Genomic DNA, 13589 nt, shown 5'->3' with positions numbered 1-13589 from the left:
TTTCTTCCTCATACTCAATTTATCCACAGTGCAATAGCGCGCCGGGGATGCCTTCCGTTGAATACCGGAAAATACTGTAAACAGAGTTATCCACAGGTTAAATGCAAACGACGCGTTGCGGAAAAACTTCGACTTTTGAATAGTATCAATTCATCTCATTGAAATTTAACAATAAAATTTCATTTCAAAGTGTTAATACGATCACTTGACGTTCGTGTGCATGTTGAAACGCAATGTGTTTTTGTTTTTATTCACAGCCTGTGAATGAATCAGGCGTCTCGCGGAAGACCTTTTTCGACCACCCTGACCAGCCGCTGTTTCTTCGGCAACTGCACCTCAACCGCGCCGGCGCTACGCCTGGCGATTTGCTGATCTATTGCCCACTCGATATGCTCATCGAGAAGCGGATGCTCGCCCCGGCGGCTTTCCAGCGCCTTGAGATGCGCTTCATCCCACGGCGCATTTCCCAGCGCCACGGCAATATTGCGTAACCAGCGCAGATGGCCGATGCGGCGAATTGCCGATCCTTCGGTCACCTTCAGAAAATGACTCTCACTCCAGGCAAACAGCTCCACCAGCGGCGGGGCATGCAGCGCTTTGCGCGGGCTGAAATCCTCTTCATCGGTAAGCTGGGAAAAGCGGTTCCACGGGCAAATCAGCTGGCAGTCGTCGCAGCCGTATATGCGGTTGCCGATCAGCGGGCGGAACTCGATGGGGATAGCGCCTTCCAGCTCAATGGTCAAATAGGAGATACAGCGGCGGGCGTCGACGGTATAGGGCTCGACGATGGCGCCGGTCGGGCAGATCGTCATGCAGGCGACGCAGCGCCCGCACTCTTCGGCGACCGGACGATCGACGGGCAGGGGAATATCCACCAGCAGCTCGCCGAGGAAAAAGAACGAGCCGGCGTCGCGGTTAATAATCAGCGAGTGCTTGCCCGTCCAGCCAAGGCCTGCTTTTTCCGCCAAAGGACGCTCCAGAACAGGCGCGGAATCGACAAACGGTCTAAAATTGAGCGAAGCACACTGGTCCTGGATCATCTCACCGAGTTTTTTCAGGCGGTTACGTAGCAGCTTATGATAATCACGCCCAAGGGCATAACGGCTGACGTAGCCAAGCGCGGGATCTTTCAGGGTGCGGGCAAAAGCGGCATTCGCGGGCAGGTAGTTCATCCGTACGCTGATGACGCGTAACGTACCGGGAAGAAGCTCATGAGGGCGCGCGCGCATCATGCCGTGGCGCGCCATCCACTCCATCTCTCCGTGGTACTGTTTGTCCAGCCATGCCTGCAGTTTGGGTTCGCTGACGCTGAGATCGGTATCGGTAATACCCACCTGCTGGAACCCGAGTTCAGTGCCCCATTGCTTGATTTGTTGCGCTAACTTATTGAGATCGAGGGGCTGTAACATGATGGACCATACAATGACGAAAAACCCTGTCAGTATACCACACTTCATCTGCCCTGCAGAGGCGCTCCAGCGGGCGGAAAAAGAGGCTGCCGATAGCCTCGGGCTGACCCTCTTTGAGCTCATGCGTCGGGCCGGCGAAGCGGCTTTCCAGCTGGCGCGCAGCCGCTACCCTGGCAGCCAGAACTGGCTGATTCTTTGCGGCCACGGCAACAACGGCGGCGACGGCTACGTCGTTGCGCGCCTGGCGCAGGCGGAAGGGATTGAGGTGACGCTGCTGGCGCTGGAGAGCGAGAAGCCGCTGCCGGAGGAGGCGCACGCCGCACGCGAAGAGTGGCTCAACGCCGGCGGGACGATCCACGCGGCGGATATCGCCTGGCCGGAAGCGATCTCGCTGATTATTGACGGACTGCTGGGCACGGGCCTGCGCAGCGCTCCGCGCAGGCCTGCCGCCGAGCTTATCGCGCGCGCCAATGCGCATCCGGCGCCGATAGTCGCGCTGGATATCCCCTCCGGGCTCCATGCGCAGACCGGAACCACGCCGGGAGCGGCGATCCATGCGGCGCACACGCTAACGTTTATCGCCCTCAAGCCGGGGCTGCTGACCGGTAAAGCCCGCGACGCGGTGGGTCAGCTGCACTACCACTCCCTGGGCCTCGACGGCTGGCTTGCCGGACAACGGTTCCCGCTGGCGCGCTTTGATGCCTCGCAGCTGGCGGGCTGGCTGCCGCCGCGCCGCGCGACCTCCCATAAAGGCGATCACGGCAGGCTGGCGATCGTTGGCGGCGACCGCGGCACCGCTGGCGCCATCAGGATGGCCGGAGAAGCGGCGCTGCGGGCGGGAGCGGGGCTCGTGCGGGTGTTGACTCATCCGGAAAATATTGCCCCGATTATTACCGCCAGGCCGGAGCTGATGGTGGATGCGCTCACGCCGCAGAGCCTCGATGATAGCCTGCAGTGGGCTGATGTGGTGGCGATCGGGCCGGGACTCGGTCAAAGCGAATGGGCGACGCGGGCGCTACGCCAGCTGGAGAGCTTTACGAAACCGATGGTGTGGGATGCGGATGCGTTGAACCTGCTGGCAATCAATGCCGATAAACGTCACAATCGCGTGCTGACGCCACACCCCGGCGAAGCCGCCCGCCTGCTTGACTGCAGCGTGGCAGAAATTGAAAGCGATCGCTTACATTCTGCTCAACGTCTGGTAAAACGTTATGGTGGCGTGGTCGTGCTGAAAGGCGCGGGGACGGTGGTGGCCAGTGAAGCAGGCGAGATGGGTATTATCGATGCCGGCAATGCCGGTATGGCCAGCGGCGGAATGGGCGATGTGCTCACCGGCATTATTGCCGCTCTGTTAGGGCAAAAGCTGACGCCGTATGATGCTGCCTGCGCCGGTTGCGTGGCGCACGGCGAAGCCGCAGACCGACTGGCTGCCAGAGATGGCACCCGTGGGATGCTGGCGACCGATCTCTTTTCCACGCTCAGGCGTGTTGTTAACCCGGATGTGATTGACGTAGACCATGATTAACCGAGTGATTCCTTTACCCGACGAGCAGGCAACCCTGGACCTTGGCAACCGCATTGCACGGCTCTGCACGGGCGCCACGGTCATCTATCTGTATGGCGATTTAGGCGCGGGTAAAACTACCTTCAGCCGCGGCTTTTTACACGCACTCGGCCACCGCGGGAATGTCAAAAGCCCTACCTACACGCTGGTGGAGCCGTACACCCTCGAAAACCTGATGGTGTATCACTTTGATCTCTACCGCCTGGCGGACCCCGAAGAGCTCGAGTTTATGGGGATCCGTGACTATTTTACTGACGATGCTATCTGCCTGGTTGAATGGCCGCAGCAGGGCGCGGGCGTGCTGCCCGAGCCGGATGTCGAAATTCATCTTGAGTATCAGGCACAAGGGCGTGAGGCGCGCGTAACGGCAGTCTCCTCATTGGGTGAGTCTTTACTGGCGCGTTTAGCCTGAAGGATCGCGGGATGAAATATCGCATAACCCCCTGGCTGGCCGCTGCGCTGATGCTGTTTAGCATGCAGACCCTTGCGGCAAGTTTATCCGATATCCAGGTCTCTAACGGAGATCGGCAGGCCCGTATTACCATTAGCTTTATCGGCGATCCCGAATACTCCTTTAGCCCGCAGGGCAAACGCACGGTGGCGCTGGATATCAAGCAGACCGGCACCCTGCAGGGATTACCGCTGCTGTTTAGCGGCAGCAACCTGGTGAAAAGCATCCGCGCGGGCGCCGCGCAGGATACCCAGTCTCTGCGCCTGCTGGTGGACCTGACGGAAGACGGTAAAACCCGCGCGGTGAAGCAGCAAAACGGCTCTAATTATACCGTGGTGTTCACGATTAACGCCGACGTTCCGCCGCCGCCTCCACCGCCTCCGGCGGTCGTGAAGCGGGTGGAGACGCCGACGATCGCCCCACGTCCGGTGCCGGTGGCGCCGGCGCGCAATCCGTTTAAGTCATCCGGTAACGAACGGCAAACGGTGATGACTGAGAGTCAGCCCGTGACGCGGCCGGCCGCGCGCGCGGTGGCGACGGACGATAAGGTCATTATTGCGATCGACGCCGGCCACGGCGGCCAGGATCCGGGCGCGATCGGCCCGGATGGTACCAAAGAGAAGAACGTGACGATTGCGATTGCCCGCAAGCTGCGTACGCTGCTGAACGCCGATCCGCTGTTCAAGCCGGTGCTGACCCGCGACGGCGACTACTTTATTTCGGTGATGGGTCGTTCTGACGTCGCCCGTAAGCAAAATGCCAACTTCCTGGTGTCGATTCACGCCGATGCGGCGCCGAACCGTGACGCGACCGGCGCGTCGGTATGGGTGCTGTCTAACCGTCGCGCCAATAGCGAAATGGCGGGCTGGCTTGAGCAGCATGAGAAGCAGTCCGAGCTGCTCGGCGGCGCGGGCGACGTGCTGGCGAACAGCCAGTCGGACCCCTACCTGAGCCAGGCGGTACTGGATTTACAGTTCGGCCATTCCCAGCGCGTCGGGTATGATGTGGCGACTAACGTATTGAGCCAGCTGCAGCGGGTCGGCGATCTCCACAAGCGCCGTCCGGAACACGCCAGCCTTGGCGTGCTGCGTTCGCCGGATATTCCGTCGATCCTCGTCGAAACCGGCTTTATCAGCAACACCGGCGAAGAGCGGCTGTTGGCCAGCGACAACTATCAGCAGCAGCTTGCCGAAGCGATTTATAACGGTCTGCGTAATTACTTTATGCAGCACCCGCTGCAATCAGCCCCGCGCGGCGAGCCCGCACAAACGGCCAGCGCCGCGTCGCCTGGCAGGACGTTGATAAATTAAGGAGTCAGTCATGCCGATTCAGGTTCTGCCGCCGCAGCTCGCCAACCAGATTGCCGCAGGGGAGGTGGTGGAACGTCCGGCGTCGGTGGTTAAGGAGCTGGTCGAAAACAGCCTTGATGCCGGCGCGACCCGAATTGATATTGATATCGAACGCGGCGGCGCGAAGCTTATCCGCATTCGGGACAACGGCTGCGGCATCAAAAAGGACGAGCTGGCGCTGGCGCTGGCTCGCCACGCCACCAGTAAAATTGCCTCTCTTGACGATCTGGAAGCCATCATCAGCCTTGGCTTTCGCGGGGAAGCGCTGGCCAGTATCAGCTCGGTGGCGCGGCTGACCCTGACCTCCCGCACGGCGGAGCAGCAGGAGGCCTGGCAGGCCTACGCCGAAGGGCGCGATCAGGACGTGACCGTCAAGCCGGCGGCGCACCCGGTCGGCACCACGCTGGAAGTGCTGGATCTGTTCTATAACACTCCGGCACGCCGCAAGTTTATGCGTACCGAAAAGACGGAATTCAACCACATCGATGAAATCGTCCGCCGCATCGCGCTGGCGCGTTTCGACGTCACGATTAATCTCAGCCATAACGGCAAGGCGATGCGCCAGTATCGCGCCGTACCCGCGGGCGGACAGCGCGAGCGGCGGCTGGGGGCTATCTGCGGTACGCCGTTCCTCGAGCAGGCGCTGGCGATTGAGTGGCAGCACGGCGATCTGACCCTCAGCGGCTGGGTGGCCGATCCGCTGCATACCAATCCGGCGCTGGCGGAGATCCAGTACTGCTACGTCAACGGCCGTATGATGCGCGATCGGCTGATCAACCACGCTATTCGCCAGGCCTGTGAAGATAAGCTCGGGGCCGATCAGCAGCCGGCTTTTGTCCTGTACCTTGAGATTGACCCGCACCAGGTGGATGTCAACGTCCATCCGGCGAAGCATGAAGTGCGTTTTCACCAGTCCCGGCTGGTCCATGATTTTATCTATCAAGGGGTGCTCAGCGTCCTCCAGCAGCAGCTCAGCGCGCCGCTGGCGGGAGAGGATGAGGGCCAGCCGCCGCGTCTGCAGATACCGGAGAATCGGATCGCGGCCGGCGCTAACCATTTTGCTCAGCCGGTTTCCGCACGAGAGCCAGCCGCCGCGCGCTACGGCCGCGAAACGCCGCGCGAGCCTTCCAGCTCGTCTGGCGGAGCCAGCACCGGCTGGCCGCACGCGCAGCCGGGATACCAAAAGCAGCAGGGGGCCCTGTATCGTCAGCTGCTCGAGACGCCGGCCGCCGAGCGTAAAAGTAGCGCCCCGGCGCCCGCGGCGGAAGGTTTATCCGGGCACAGCCAAAGCTTTGGCCGCGTGCTGACCATCGTTGAGGGTGATTGCGCGCTGCTGGAGCGCAACGGCAGGCTGGCGCTTCTGGCGCTGCCGGTGGCCGAACGCTGGCTGCGTCAGGCCCAGCTGACACCCGCCGGGGAGCCGGTATGCGGACAGCCGCTGCTGATCCCGCTGCGGCTAAAGGTCTCGGGCGCGGAAAAGGACGCGCTGGCGAAAGCGCAGGCGGCGCTGGTGACTTTGGGTATCGATCTGCAGTCCGATGCGCAGCATTTGACGGTTCGCGCGGTGCCTTTACCCTTAAGACAACAAAATTTACAAATCTTGATTCCTGAACTGATAGGCTACCTGGCGCAGCGAAACGCATTTGACGTCGGTGACATCGCGCAGTGGATCGCGCGTAATCTGGCGAGCGAGCACGCGCAGTGGAATATGGCGCAGGCGATTAGCGTGCTGGCGGACGTAGAGCGTTTATGTCCGCAGCTGGTAAAAGCTCCGCCGGGTGGCCTGTTACAACCCGTTGACCTGAATTCGGCGATGAATGCCCTGAAAGATGAGTGATGTAACTGAGGCGAGCCTGCCTAAGGCAATATTTTTAATGGGCCCAACGGCCTCCGGTAAAACGGCGCTGGCCATTGCTTTGCGTAAAATTTTACCGGTAGAGTTGATTAGTGTCGATTCCGCCCTTATCTATCGTGGAATGGACATTGGTACGGCCAAGCCGGAGGCGGCAGAGCTGAGTGCAGCGCCGCATCGACTGCTGGATATTCTCGACCCGGCAGAGGCTTACTCCGCGGCGGACTTTCGTCGCGATGCGCTGGCAGAAATGGCGGATATCGTCGCTGCCGGGCGTATTCCGCTACTGGTTGGCGGAACAATGTTGTATTTCAAAGCGTTGCTGGAAGGGCTTTCGCCGCTACCGTCGGCAGATCCTGAGGTCAGAGCAAAGATTGAGCAACAGGCAGCAGAGCAGGGGTGGCACGCACTGCACCGGCAGCTACAGGAGATCGATCCCGTCGCCGCCGCGCGTATTCATCCAAATGATCCGCAAAGACTTTCCCGAGCACTGGAAGTTTTTTTCATTTCGGGTAAAACTTTAACGGAACTGACGCAAACGTCGGGAGACGCTCTGCCGTACAAGGTGCATCAGTTCGCCATCGCCCCGGCGAGCCGGGAACTGCTCCATCAGCGCATTGAACAGCGTTTTCATCAGATGTTAGCTTCGGGTTTTGAAGCAGAAGTACGGGCGCTATTTGCCCGCGGAGATTTGCATACGGATATGCCTTCCATTCGTTGTGTAGGATATCGCCAGATGTGGTCATACCTTGATGGCGAGATCCCGTATGATGAAATGGTTTATCGAGGTGTTTGCGCCACGAGACAGTTAGCCAAGCGTCAGATAACCTGGTTGCGCGGCTGGGAAGATATTCACTGGTTAGACAGTGAACAACCTGAACAGGCGCTCAACAAAGTATTACAGGTAGTTGGTGCGAGCTAGGACTGAACGTGTACAATTAAACGGTATCGTGCGTAATTTTTTTTAAGAATCGTAAGGTTCTGAGTACAAAACAAGCATACATATAAGGAAAAGAGAGAATGGCTAAGGGGCAATCTTTACAAGATCCGTTCCTGAACGCTTTGCGTCGGGAACGCGTTCCGGTTTCTATTTATTTGGTGAATGGTATTAAGCTGCAAGGGCAAATTGAGTCTTTCGATCAGTTCGTGATCCTGTTGAAGAACACGGTCAGCCAGATGGTCTACAAGCACGCAATTTCTACCGTTGTTCCGTCTCGCCCGGTGTCTCACCACAGCAATAATGCTGGCGGCGGTACAAGCAACTATCACCACGGTGGTAGCGCGCAGGGTTCTTCTGCGCCGCAGCAAGACAGCGAAGACGCCGAGTAAGGTTAATGCTGTTTTTCCAGGCGGGGAGCCAGATTTTACTCTATGAGTTTGGGTTGCAGGAAGGCGGTATGTAGTGAATCCCCAGGCGTTTACAGCCGTAAATGGCTGGGGTAAACGAGTAAGGCCAATACTCACGCAGCCAGAAAGACCACGAGTGACTCTGTTCCCCGCTGGTATTTTAGAAGGGGTTTACGCTTGTTTGACCGTTATGATGCCGGTGAGCAGGCGGTGCTGGTACACATCTATTTTTCGCAAGACAAAGATATGGAAGACCTTCAGGAGTTTGAATCCCTGGTCTCCTCTGCCGGTGTCGAAGCAATGCAGGTGATTACCGGTAGCCGTAAAGCACCGCACCCGAAATATTTTGTTGGTGAAGGTAAGGCTGTCGAAATTGCGGAAGCCGTAAAAGCGACTGGCGCGTCGGTCGTGCTGTTCGATCATGCCCTGAGCCCAGCCCAGGAACGCAACCTGGAGCAGCTGTGCGAATGCCGGGTTATCGATCGTACAGGACTTATTTTAGATATTTTCGCCCAGCGAGCGCGCACCCACGAAGGGAAACTTCAGGTTGAGCTGGCGCAGCTGCGCCATATGGCGACGCGCCTGGTACGCGGCTGGACCCACCTTGAAAGACAGAAGGGCGGGATTGGTTTGCGTGGCCCGGGTGAAACCCAGCTCGAGACTGACCGTCGACTGCTGCGTAACCGCATTATGCAGATCCTCGGGCGGCTGGAAAAAGTATCAAAGCAGCGTGAACAGGGACGGCGGTCACGAGCCAAAGCCGATATTCCCACCGTGTCGCTGGTGGGGTACACCAACGCCGGGAAATCAACGCTGTTTAACCAGATAACCGAAGCTGAGGTTTACGCGGCGGACCAACTGTTCGCGACTCTGGACCCGACGCTGCGCCGCATCGACGTCACTGACGTAGGTGAAACCGTGCTGGCGGACACCGTAGGCTTTATTCGTCACCTGCCGCACGATTTGGTCGCCGCGTTTAAAGCCACGCTGCAGGAGACGCGTCAGGCGACGCTGCTGCTGCACGTGATTGACGCAGCCGACGTCCGTCTGCAGGAAAACATTGATGCCGTGAATACGGTTCTCGCTGAAATCGAGGCCGATGAGATCCCGGTGCTGCTGGTGATGAACAAAATCGACATGCTTGACGATTTTGAACCGCGTATCGACCGGGATGAAGAGAATAAACCGATTCGGGTCTGGCTCTCTGCGCAGACCGGAGTTGGGGTACCGCTGCTTTTTCAGGCTTTGACGGAACGGCTTTCCGGTGAAGTGGCTCAGCACACGCTGCGCTTACCGCCGCAGGAAGGGCGACTGAGAAGTCGGTTCTATCAGCTTCAGGCGATAGAAAAAGAGTGGCTGGAGGATGACGGCAGCGTGAGTCTGCAGGTGCGCATGCCGATCGTTGACTGGCGTCGCCTCTGTAAACAAGAGCCAGCGCTGGTTGATTACGTGATTTGACCTTGCAGCTTGCCTGAAGATATTAACCCCTGTGGGGATATCAAAAACAAATATGGAGCATATACATGGCGTGGAATCAGCCCGGTAATAACGGACAGGACCGCGACCCGTGGGGGAGCAGCAATAACCAAGGCGGCAACTCCGGGGGAAATGGCAATAAAGGTGGTCGCGAGCAGGGGCCGCCCGATCTGGATGATATCTTCCGCAAGTTAAGTAAAAAACTTGGCGGTCTCGGCGGCGGCAAAGGGGGACAGGGAGGCGCTAGCGGCTCTCAGGGACCTCGCGGGCCTATGGGCGGACGCATTGTCGGCATCGTTGCCGCAGCCGCCGTTATTATCTGGGCAGCCAGCGGTTTCTATACCATCAAGGAAGCGGAACGTGGTGTGGTGACTCGCTTTGGTAAATTCAGCCATCTGGTTGAGCCGGGTCTTAACTGGAAGCCAACCTTTATCGATAACGTTCAGGCAGTCAACGTTGAATCGGTACGTGAACTGGCGGCTTCTGGCGTCATGCTGACGTCTGATGAAAACGTCGTGCGCGTTGAGATGAACGTGCAGTATCGGGTAACCGATCCAGAACGCTACCTGTTTAGCGTTGCCAGCGCCGACGATAGCCTGCGTCAGGCAACCGACAGCGCCCTGCGAGGCGTTATCGGCAAGTACACCATGGACCGTATTCTGACTGAAGGCCGTACCGTGATTCGTAGCGATACCCAGCGCGAGCTGGAAGAGACGATTCGCCCGTACGATATGGGTATTACCCTGCTGGACGTCAACTTCCAGACGGCACGTCCGCCGGAAGAGGTGAAGGCCGCGTTTGATGATGCGATTGCCGCGCGTGAGAACGAGCAGCAGTACATCCGTGAAGCCGAAGCTTATACCAACGAAGTGCAGCCGCGAGCTAACGGTGCAGCGCAGCGTATCCTCGAAGAGGCGCGTGCGTACAAGACTCAGACCGTTCTTGAAGCTCAGGGTGAGGTCGCGCGCTTTGCGAAGATCCTGCCTGAGTACAAAGCCGCGCCGGAGATTACCCGTGAGCGTCTGTATATCGAAACCATGGAAAAAGTGCTGAGCCATACCCGTAAAGTGCTGGTTAACGATAAGGGCGGCAATCTGATGGTTCTGCCTCTGGACCAGATGCTAAAAGGCGCCGGTACGCCGGCAGCAAAGGGCAATAGCAGCGGTGCGAACGATCTGCTGCGCCTGCCGCCTGCTTCCAGCTCAAGCAGCGCCAGCACCACGTCGACCACTACGGATGGCAACATTATGGACCAACGTCGCGCTAACGCGCAGCGTAACGACTACCAGCGTCAGGGGGAATAACGATGCGTAAACCTGTAATTGCGATTATTGCCATCGTGCTGGTAGTGCTTTACATGTCTATCTTTGTGGTCAAAGAGGGCGAGCGCGGTATTACGCTGCGTTTTGGTAAGGTACTGCGCGATAGCGAAAATAAACCGCTGGTCTATTCGCCGGGTCTGCACTTCAAGATCCCGTTTATTGAGTCCGTGAAAACGCTCGATGCGCGTATTCAGACCATGGATAATCAGGCCGATCGCTTTGTTACCAAAGAGAAGAAAGACCTGATCGTCGACTCCTACATCAAGTGGCGTATCAGCGACTTCAGCCGTTACTATCTGGCTACCGGCGGCGGCGACGTCTCCCAGGCCGAGGTGCTGCTGAAGCGTAAATTCTCTGACCGTCTGCGTTCTGAGATTGGTCGTCTGGACGTGAAGGATATCGTAACCGATTCCCGCGGTCGTCTGACGCTGGAAGTGCGCGATGCGCTGAACTCCGGCTCAGCGGGCACCGAAGATGAAGTCAGCACGCCGGCCGCTGACGATGCTATCGCCAAAGCGGCGGAGCGCGTATCGGCAGAAACTAACGGCAAGGTTCCGGTTGTTAACCCGAACAGTATGGCGGCGCTGGGTATTGAAGTCGTCGACGTACGAATCAAGCAGATCAACCTGCCGGCCGAAGTCTCTGAAGCGATTTATAACCGTATGCGCGCTGAGCGTGAAGCGGTTGCCCGTCGCCACCGTTCACAGGGCCAGGAAGAGGCTGAGAAGCTGCGCGCTACCGCGGACTATGAAGTGACCAAGACGCTGGCAGAAGCCGAGCGCCAGGGCCGCATCATGCGTGGTGAAGGCGATGCAGAGTCGGCCAAGCTGTTTGCCGATGCGTTTAGCCAGGATCCGGGCTTCTATGCCTTTATCCGTAGCCTGCGCGCCTATGAGAACAGCTTCCAGGGTAACCAGGATGTGATGGTTCTCAGCCCGGACAGCGATTTCTTCCGCTACATGAAGTCACCTGACTCCGCTCGCAAATAAGCGATTTAGTCAGCGAAAAGGCGCCTTGAGAAAGGCGCCTTTTTTATATTTTTAATTCCAGAAATAACTCTTAACACAATGGGTTATACGTTTTTTCTGCAAAAAAAGTGCATAATCAACGCGAAATGCCGGACAATATGCAACATGGGCAAAAAGCATCATGACTCAGGCCCTGATGCTCTGCGGCGATGCGGGTTTCGTTTCTCTCTAAAGGTTAATCATGAACTCAACAATCTGGCTGGCACTGGCGCTGGTTTTAGTACTTGAAGGGCTGGGTCCGCTGCTTTATCCGCGCGCCTGGCGTCGAATGATCGCCACAATGAGCCAGCTGCCTGATAATTTATTACGCCGTTTTGGCGGCGGTCTTGTGGTTGCCGGGATAGTCATCTACTACATGTTGACGAAATCACTGGGCTGATCAAAAAATGGCCAGACCTGGCTGATATTGAGTGCAAAAAGTGCTGTAACTCTGAAAAAGCGATGGTAGAATCCATTTTTAAGCAAACGGTGATTTTGAAAAATGGGCAACAACGTCGTCGTACTGGGCACCCAATGGGGTGACGAAGGTAAAGGGAAGATCGTCGATCTCCTGACTGAACGGGCTAAATATGTTGTGCGCTACCAGGGTGGTCACAACGCAGGCCATACTCTCGTAATCAACGGTGAAAAAACCGTCCTGCATCTTATTCCATCAGGTATTCTCCGCGAAAATGTCACCAGCATCATCGGTAACGGTGTTGTGCTGTCTCCGGCTGCGCTGATGAAAGAAATGAAAGGACTGGAAGACCGTGGTATCCCTGTCCGTGAGCGTCTGCTGCTGTCCGAAGCCTGTCCGCTTATCCTCGATTATCACGTTGCGCTGGACGTTGCGCGTGAAAAAGCACGCGGTGCGAAAGCTATCGGTACCACCGGTCGCGGCATCGGGCCTGCTTACGAAGATAAAGTCGCTCGCCGCGGTCTGCGCGTGGGTGACCTGTTTGATAAAGCCACCTTCGCTGACAAACTGAAAGAAGTGATGGAATATCACAACTTCCAGCTGGTGAACTTCTACAAAGCGGAAGCGGTTGATTATCAAAAAGTCCTTGATGACGTGATGGCGATTGCCGACATCCTGACGGCGATGGTTGTAGACGTCTCCGATCTGCTGGATCAGGCGCGTCAGCGCGGCGACTTCGTGATGTTCGAAGGCGCGCAGGGCACTCTGCTGGATATCGACCACGGTACCTATCCGTACGTAACCTCCTCCAACACCACCGCAGGTGGCGTGGCAACCGGCTCCGGCCTGGGTCCGCGTTATGTGGATTACGTTCTGGGTATCATCAAAGCTTACTCTACTCGCGTAGGGGCAGGTCCGTTCCCGACCGAGCTGTTTGATGACATCGGCGAGTTCCTGTGCAAGCAGGGTAACGAATTCGGCGCCACTACCGGCCGTCGTCGTCGTACCGGCTGGCTGGATATCGTGGCGATCCGTCGCGCGGTGCAGATCAACTCCCTGTCCGGCTTCTGCCTGACCAAGCTGGACGTGCTGGACGGCCTGAAAGAAGTTAAAATCTGCGTAGCTTACCGTCTGCCGGACGGCCGCGAAGTGACCACCACTCCGCTGGCAGCCGACAACTGGGAAGGCATTGAGCCGATCTACGAAGTCATGCCGGGCTGGTCCGAAACCACCTTCGGCGTGAAAGAGCGTAGCGGCCTGCCGCAGGCGGCGCTGAACTACATCGCGCGTATTGAAGAGCTGACCGGCGTACCGGTTGATATTATCTCTACCGGTCCTGACCGTACCGAGACGATGATTCTGCGCGACCCGTTCGACGCATAATTATCTCCAGG

General features: G+C 57.8%; 12 protein-coding genes. 11 read left to right on the top strand and 1 reads right to left on the bottom strand.

Going from position 1 to position 13589, the window contains the following annotated elements:
* Window positions 1-269: 269 nt before the first annotated feature.
* Window positions 270-1409 (bottom strand): tRNA epoxyqueuosine(34) reductase QueG, encoded by a 1140-nt coding sequence (queG, locus tag RTE01_RS12830; RefSeq protein ID WP_141335068.1) that lies wholly within the window; start codon window positions 1407-1409, stop codon window positions 270-272.
* Window positions 1410-1422: 13 nt separating this feature from the next.
* Between queG and nnr the strand changes: the two genes are divergently transcribed.
* The 11 genes from nnr (at window position 1423) to purA (ending at window position 13578) form a co-directional block, all read left to right on the top strand.
* Window positions 1423-2934 carry a bifunctional ADP-dependent NAD(P)H-hydrate dehydratase/NAD(P)H-hydrate epimerase gene (gene nnr / locus RTE01_RS12825; protein WP_166793703.1) on the top strand — a complete coding sequence of 504 codons (1512 nt, stop codon included), beginning with the start codon at window positions 1423-1425 and terminating at the stop codon, window positions 2932-2934.
* Window positions 2927-3385 carry a tRNA (adenosine(37)-N6)-threonylcarbamoyltransferase complex ATPase subunit type 1 TsaE gene (tsaE, locus tag RTE01_RS12820; protein ID WP_041143708.1) on the top strand — a complete coding sequence of 153 codons (459 nt, stop codon included), beginning with the start codon at window positions 2927-2929 and terminating at the stop codon, window positions 3383-3385. The genes nnr and tsaE overlap by 8 nt, the downstream gene beginning before the upstream one ends.
* A gap of 11 nt (window positions 3386-3396) precedes the next feature.
* Window positions 3397-4734: an N-acetylmuramoyl-L-alanine amidase AmiB gene (gene amiB, locus RTE01_RS12815; protein WP_041143709.1), complete on the top strand. Its 1338-nt coding sequence runs from the start codon at window positions 3397-3399 to the stop codon at window positions 4732-4734.
* A 10-nt stretch (window positions 4735-4744) separates the two neighbouring features.
* On the top strand, window positions 4745-6610 hold the full coding sequence (gene mutL / locus RTE01_RS12810) for a DNA mismatch repair endonuclease MutL (protein WP_141335066.1): 1866 nt from the start codon (window positions 4745-4747) through the stop codon (window positions 6608-6610).
* Window positions 6603-7547, top strand: coding sequence for a tRNA (adenosine(37)-N6)-dimethylallyltransferase MiaA (miaA, locus tag RTE01_RS12805; protein WP_134525146.1), 945 nt, complete (start codon window positions 6603-6605; stop codon window positions 7545-7547). The genes mutL and miaA overlap by 8 nt, the downstream gene beginning before the upstream one ends.
* A gap of 98 nt (window positions 7548-7645) precedes the next feature.
* A complete protein-coding gene (hfq, locus tag RTE01_RS12800; RefSeq protein ID WP_041143712.1) occupies window positions 7646-7954 on the top strand; it encodes an RNA chaperone Hfq in 309 nt (102 codons plus the stop codon).
* A gap of 195 nt (window positions 7955-8149) precedes the next feature.
* A complete protein-coding gene (gene hflX / locus RTE01_RS12795) occupies window positions 8150-9430 on the top strand; it encodes a ribosome rescue GTPase HflX (RefSeq protein WP_041143713.1) in 1281 nt (426 codons plus the stop codon).
* 65 nt (window positions 9431-9495) lie between these two features.
* A complete protein-coding gene (gene hflK / locus RTE01_RS12790) occupies window positions 9496-10752 on the top strand; it encodes an FtsH protease activity modulator HflK (protein ID WP_041143714.1) in 1257 nt (418 codons plus the stop codon).
* A 2-nt stretch (window positions 10753-10754) separates the two neighbouring features.
* On the top strand, window positions 10755-11759 hold the full coding sequence (gene hflC, locus RTE01_RS12785) for a protease modulator HflC (RefSeq protein ID WP_041143715.1): 1005 nt from the start codon (window positions 10755-10757) through the stop codon (window positions 11757-11759).
* A 220-nt stretch (window positions 11760-11979) separates the two neighbouring features.
* The gene (locus RTE01_RS12780; protein WP_041143716.1) at window positions 11980-12177 is read left to right on the top strand and encodes a DUF2065 domain-containing protein; all 198 of its coding nucleotides are present in this window, start codon (window positions 11980-11982) and stop codon (window positions 12175-12177) included.
* Window positions 12178-12279: 102 nt separating this feature from the next.
* Window positions 12280-13578: an adenylosuccinate synthase gene (gene purA / locus RTE01_RS12775; RefSeq protein ID WP_041143717.1), complete on the top strand. Its 1299-nt coding sequence runs from the start codon at window positions 12280-12282 to the stop codon at window positions 13576-13578.
* Window positions 13579-13589 lie beyond the last annotated feature (11 nt).

Origin of the sequence: Klebsiella terrigena (assembly GCF_006539725.1) — a bacterium.
GTDB classification, from domain to species: Bacteria; Pseudomonadota; Gammaproteobacteria; order Enterobacterales; family Enterobacteriaceae; genus Klebsiella; species Klebsiella terrigena.
This window is presented reverse-complemented; position numbering and strand designations above follow the sequence as displayed.

Coding starts and splice junctions, on each gene's coding strand:
- queG (WP_141335068.1), bottom strand. CDS start 1,409: ATGTTACAGCCCCTCGATCTCAATAAGTTAGCGCAACAAATCAAGCAA.
- nnr (WP_166793703.1), top strand. CDS start 1,423: ATGACGAAAAACCCTGTCAGTATACCACACTTCATCTGCCCTGCAGAG.
- tsaE (WP_041143708.1), top strand. CDS start 2,927: ATGATTAACCGAGTGATTCCTTTACCCGACGAGCAGGCAACCCTGGAC.
- amiB (WP_041143709.1), top strand. CDS start 3,397: ATGAAATATCGCATAACCCCCTGGCTGGCCGCTGCGCTGATGCTGTTT.
- mutL (WP_141335066.1), top strand. CDS start 4,745: ATGCCGATTCAGGTTCTGCCGCCGCAGCTCGCCAACCAGATTGCCGCA.
- miaA (WP_134525146.1), top strand. CDS start 6,603: ATGAGTGATGTAACTGAGGCGAGCCTGCCTAAGGCAATATTTTTAATG.
- hfq (WP_041143712.1), top strand. CDS start 7,646: ATGGCTAAGGGGCAATCTTTACAAGATCCGTTCCTGAACGCTTTGCGT.
- hflK (WP_041143714.1), top strand. CDS start 9,496: ATGGCGTGGAATCAGCCCGGTAATAACGGACAGGACCGCGACCCGTGG.
- hflC (WP_041143715.1), top strand. CDS start 10,755: ATGCGTAAACCTGTAATTGCGATTATTGCCATCGTGCTGGTAGTGCTT.
- RTE01_RS12780 (WP_041143716.1), top strand. CDS start 11,980: ATGAACTCAACAATCTGGCTGGCACTGGCGCTGGTTTTAGTACTTGAA.
- purA (WP_041143717.1), top strand. CDS start 12,280: ATGGGCAACAACGTCGTCGTACTGGGCACCCAATGGGGTGACGAAGGT.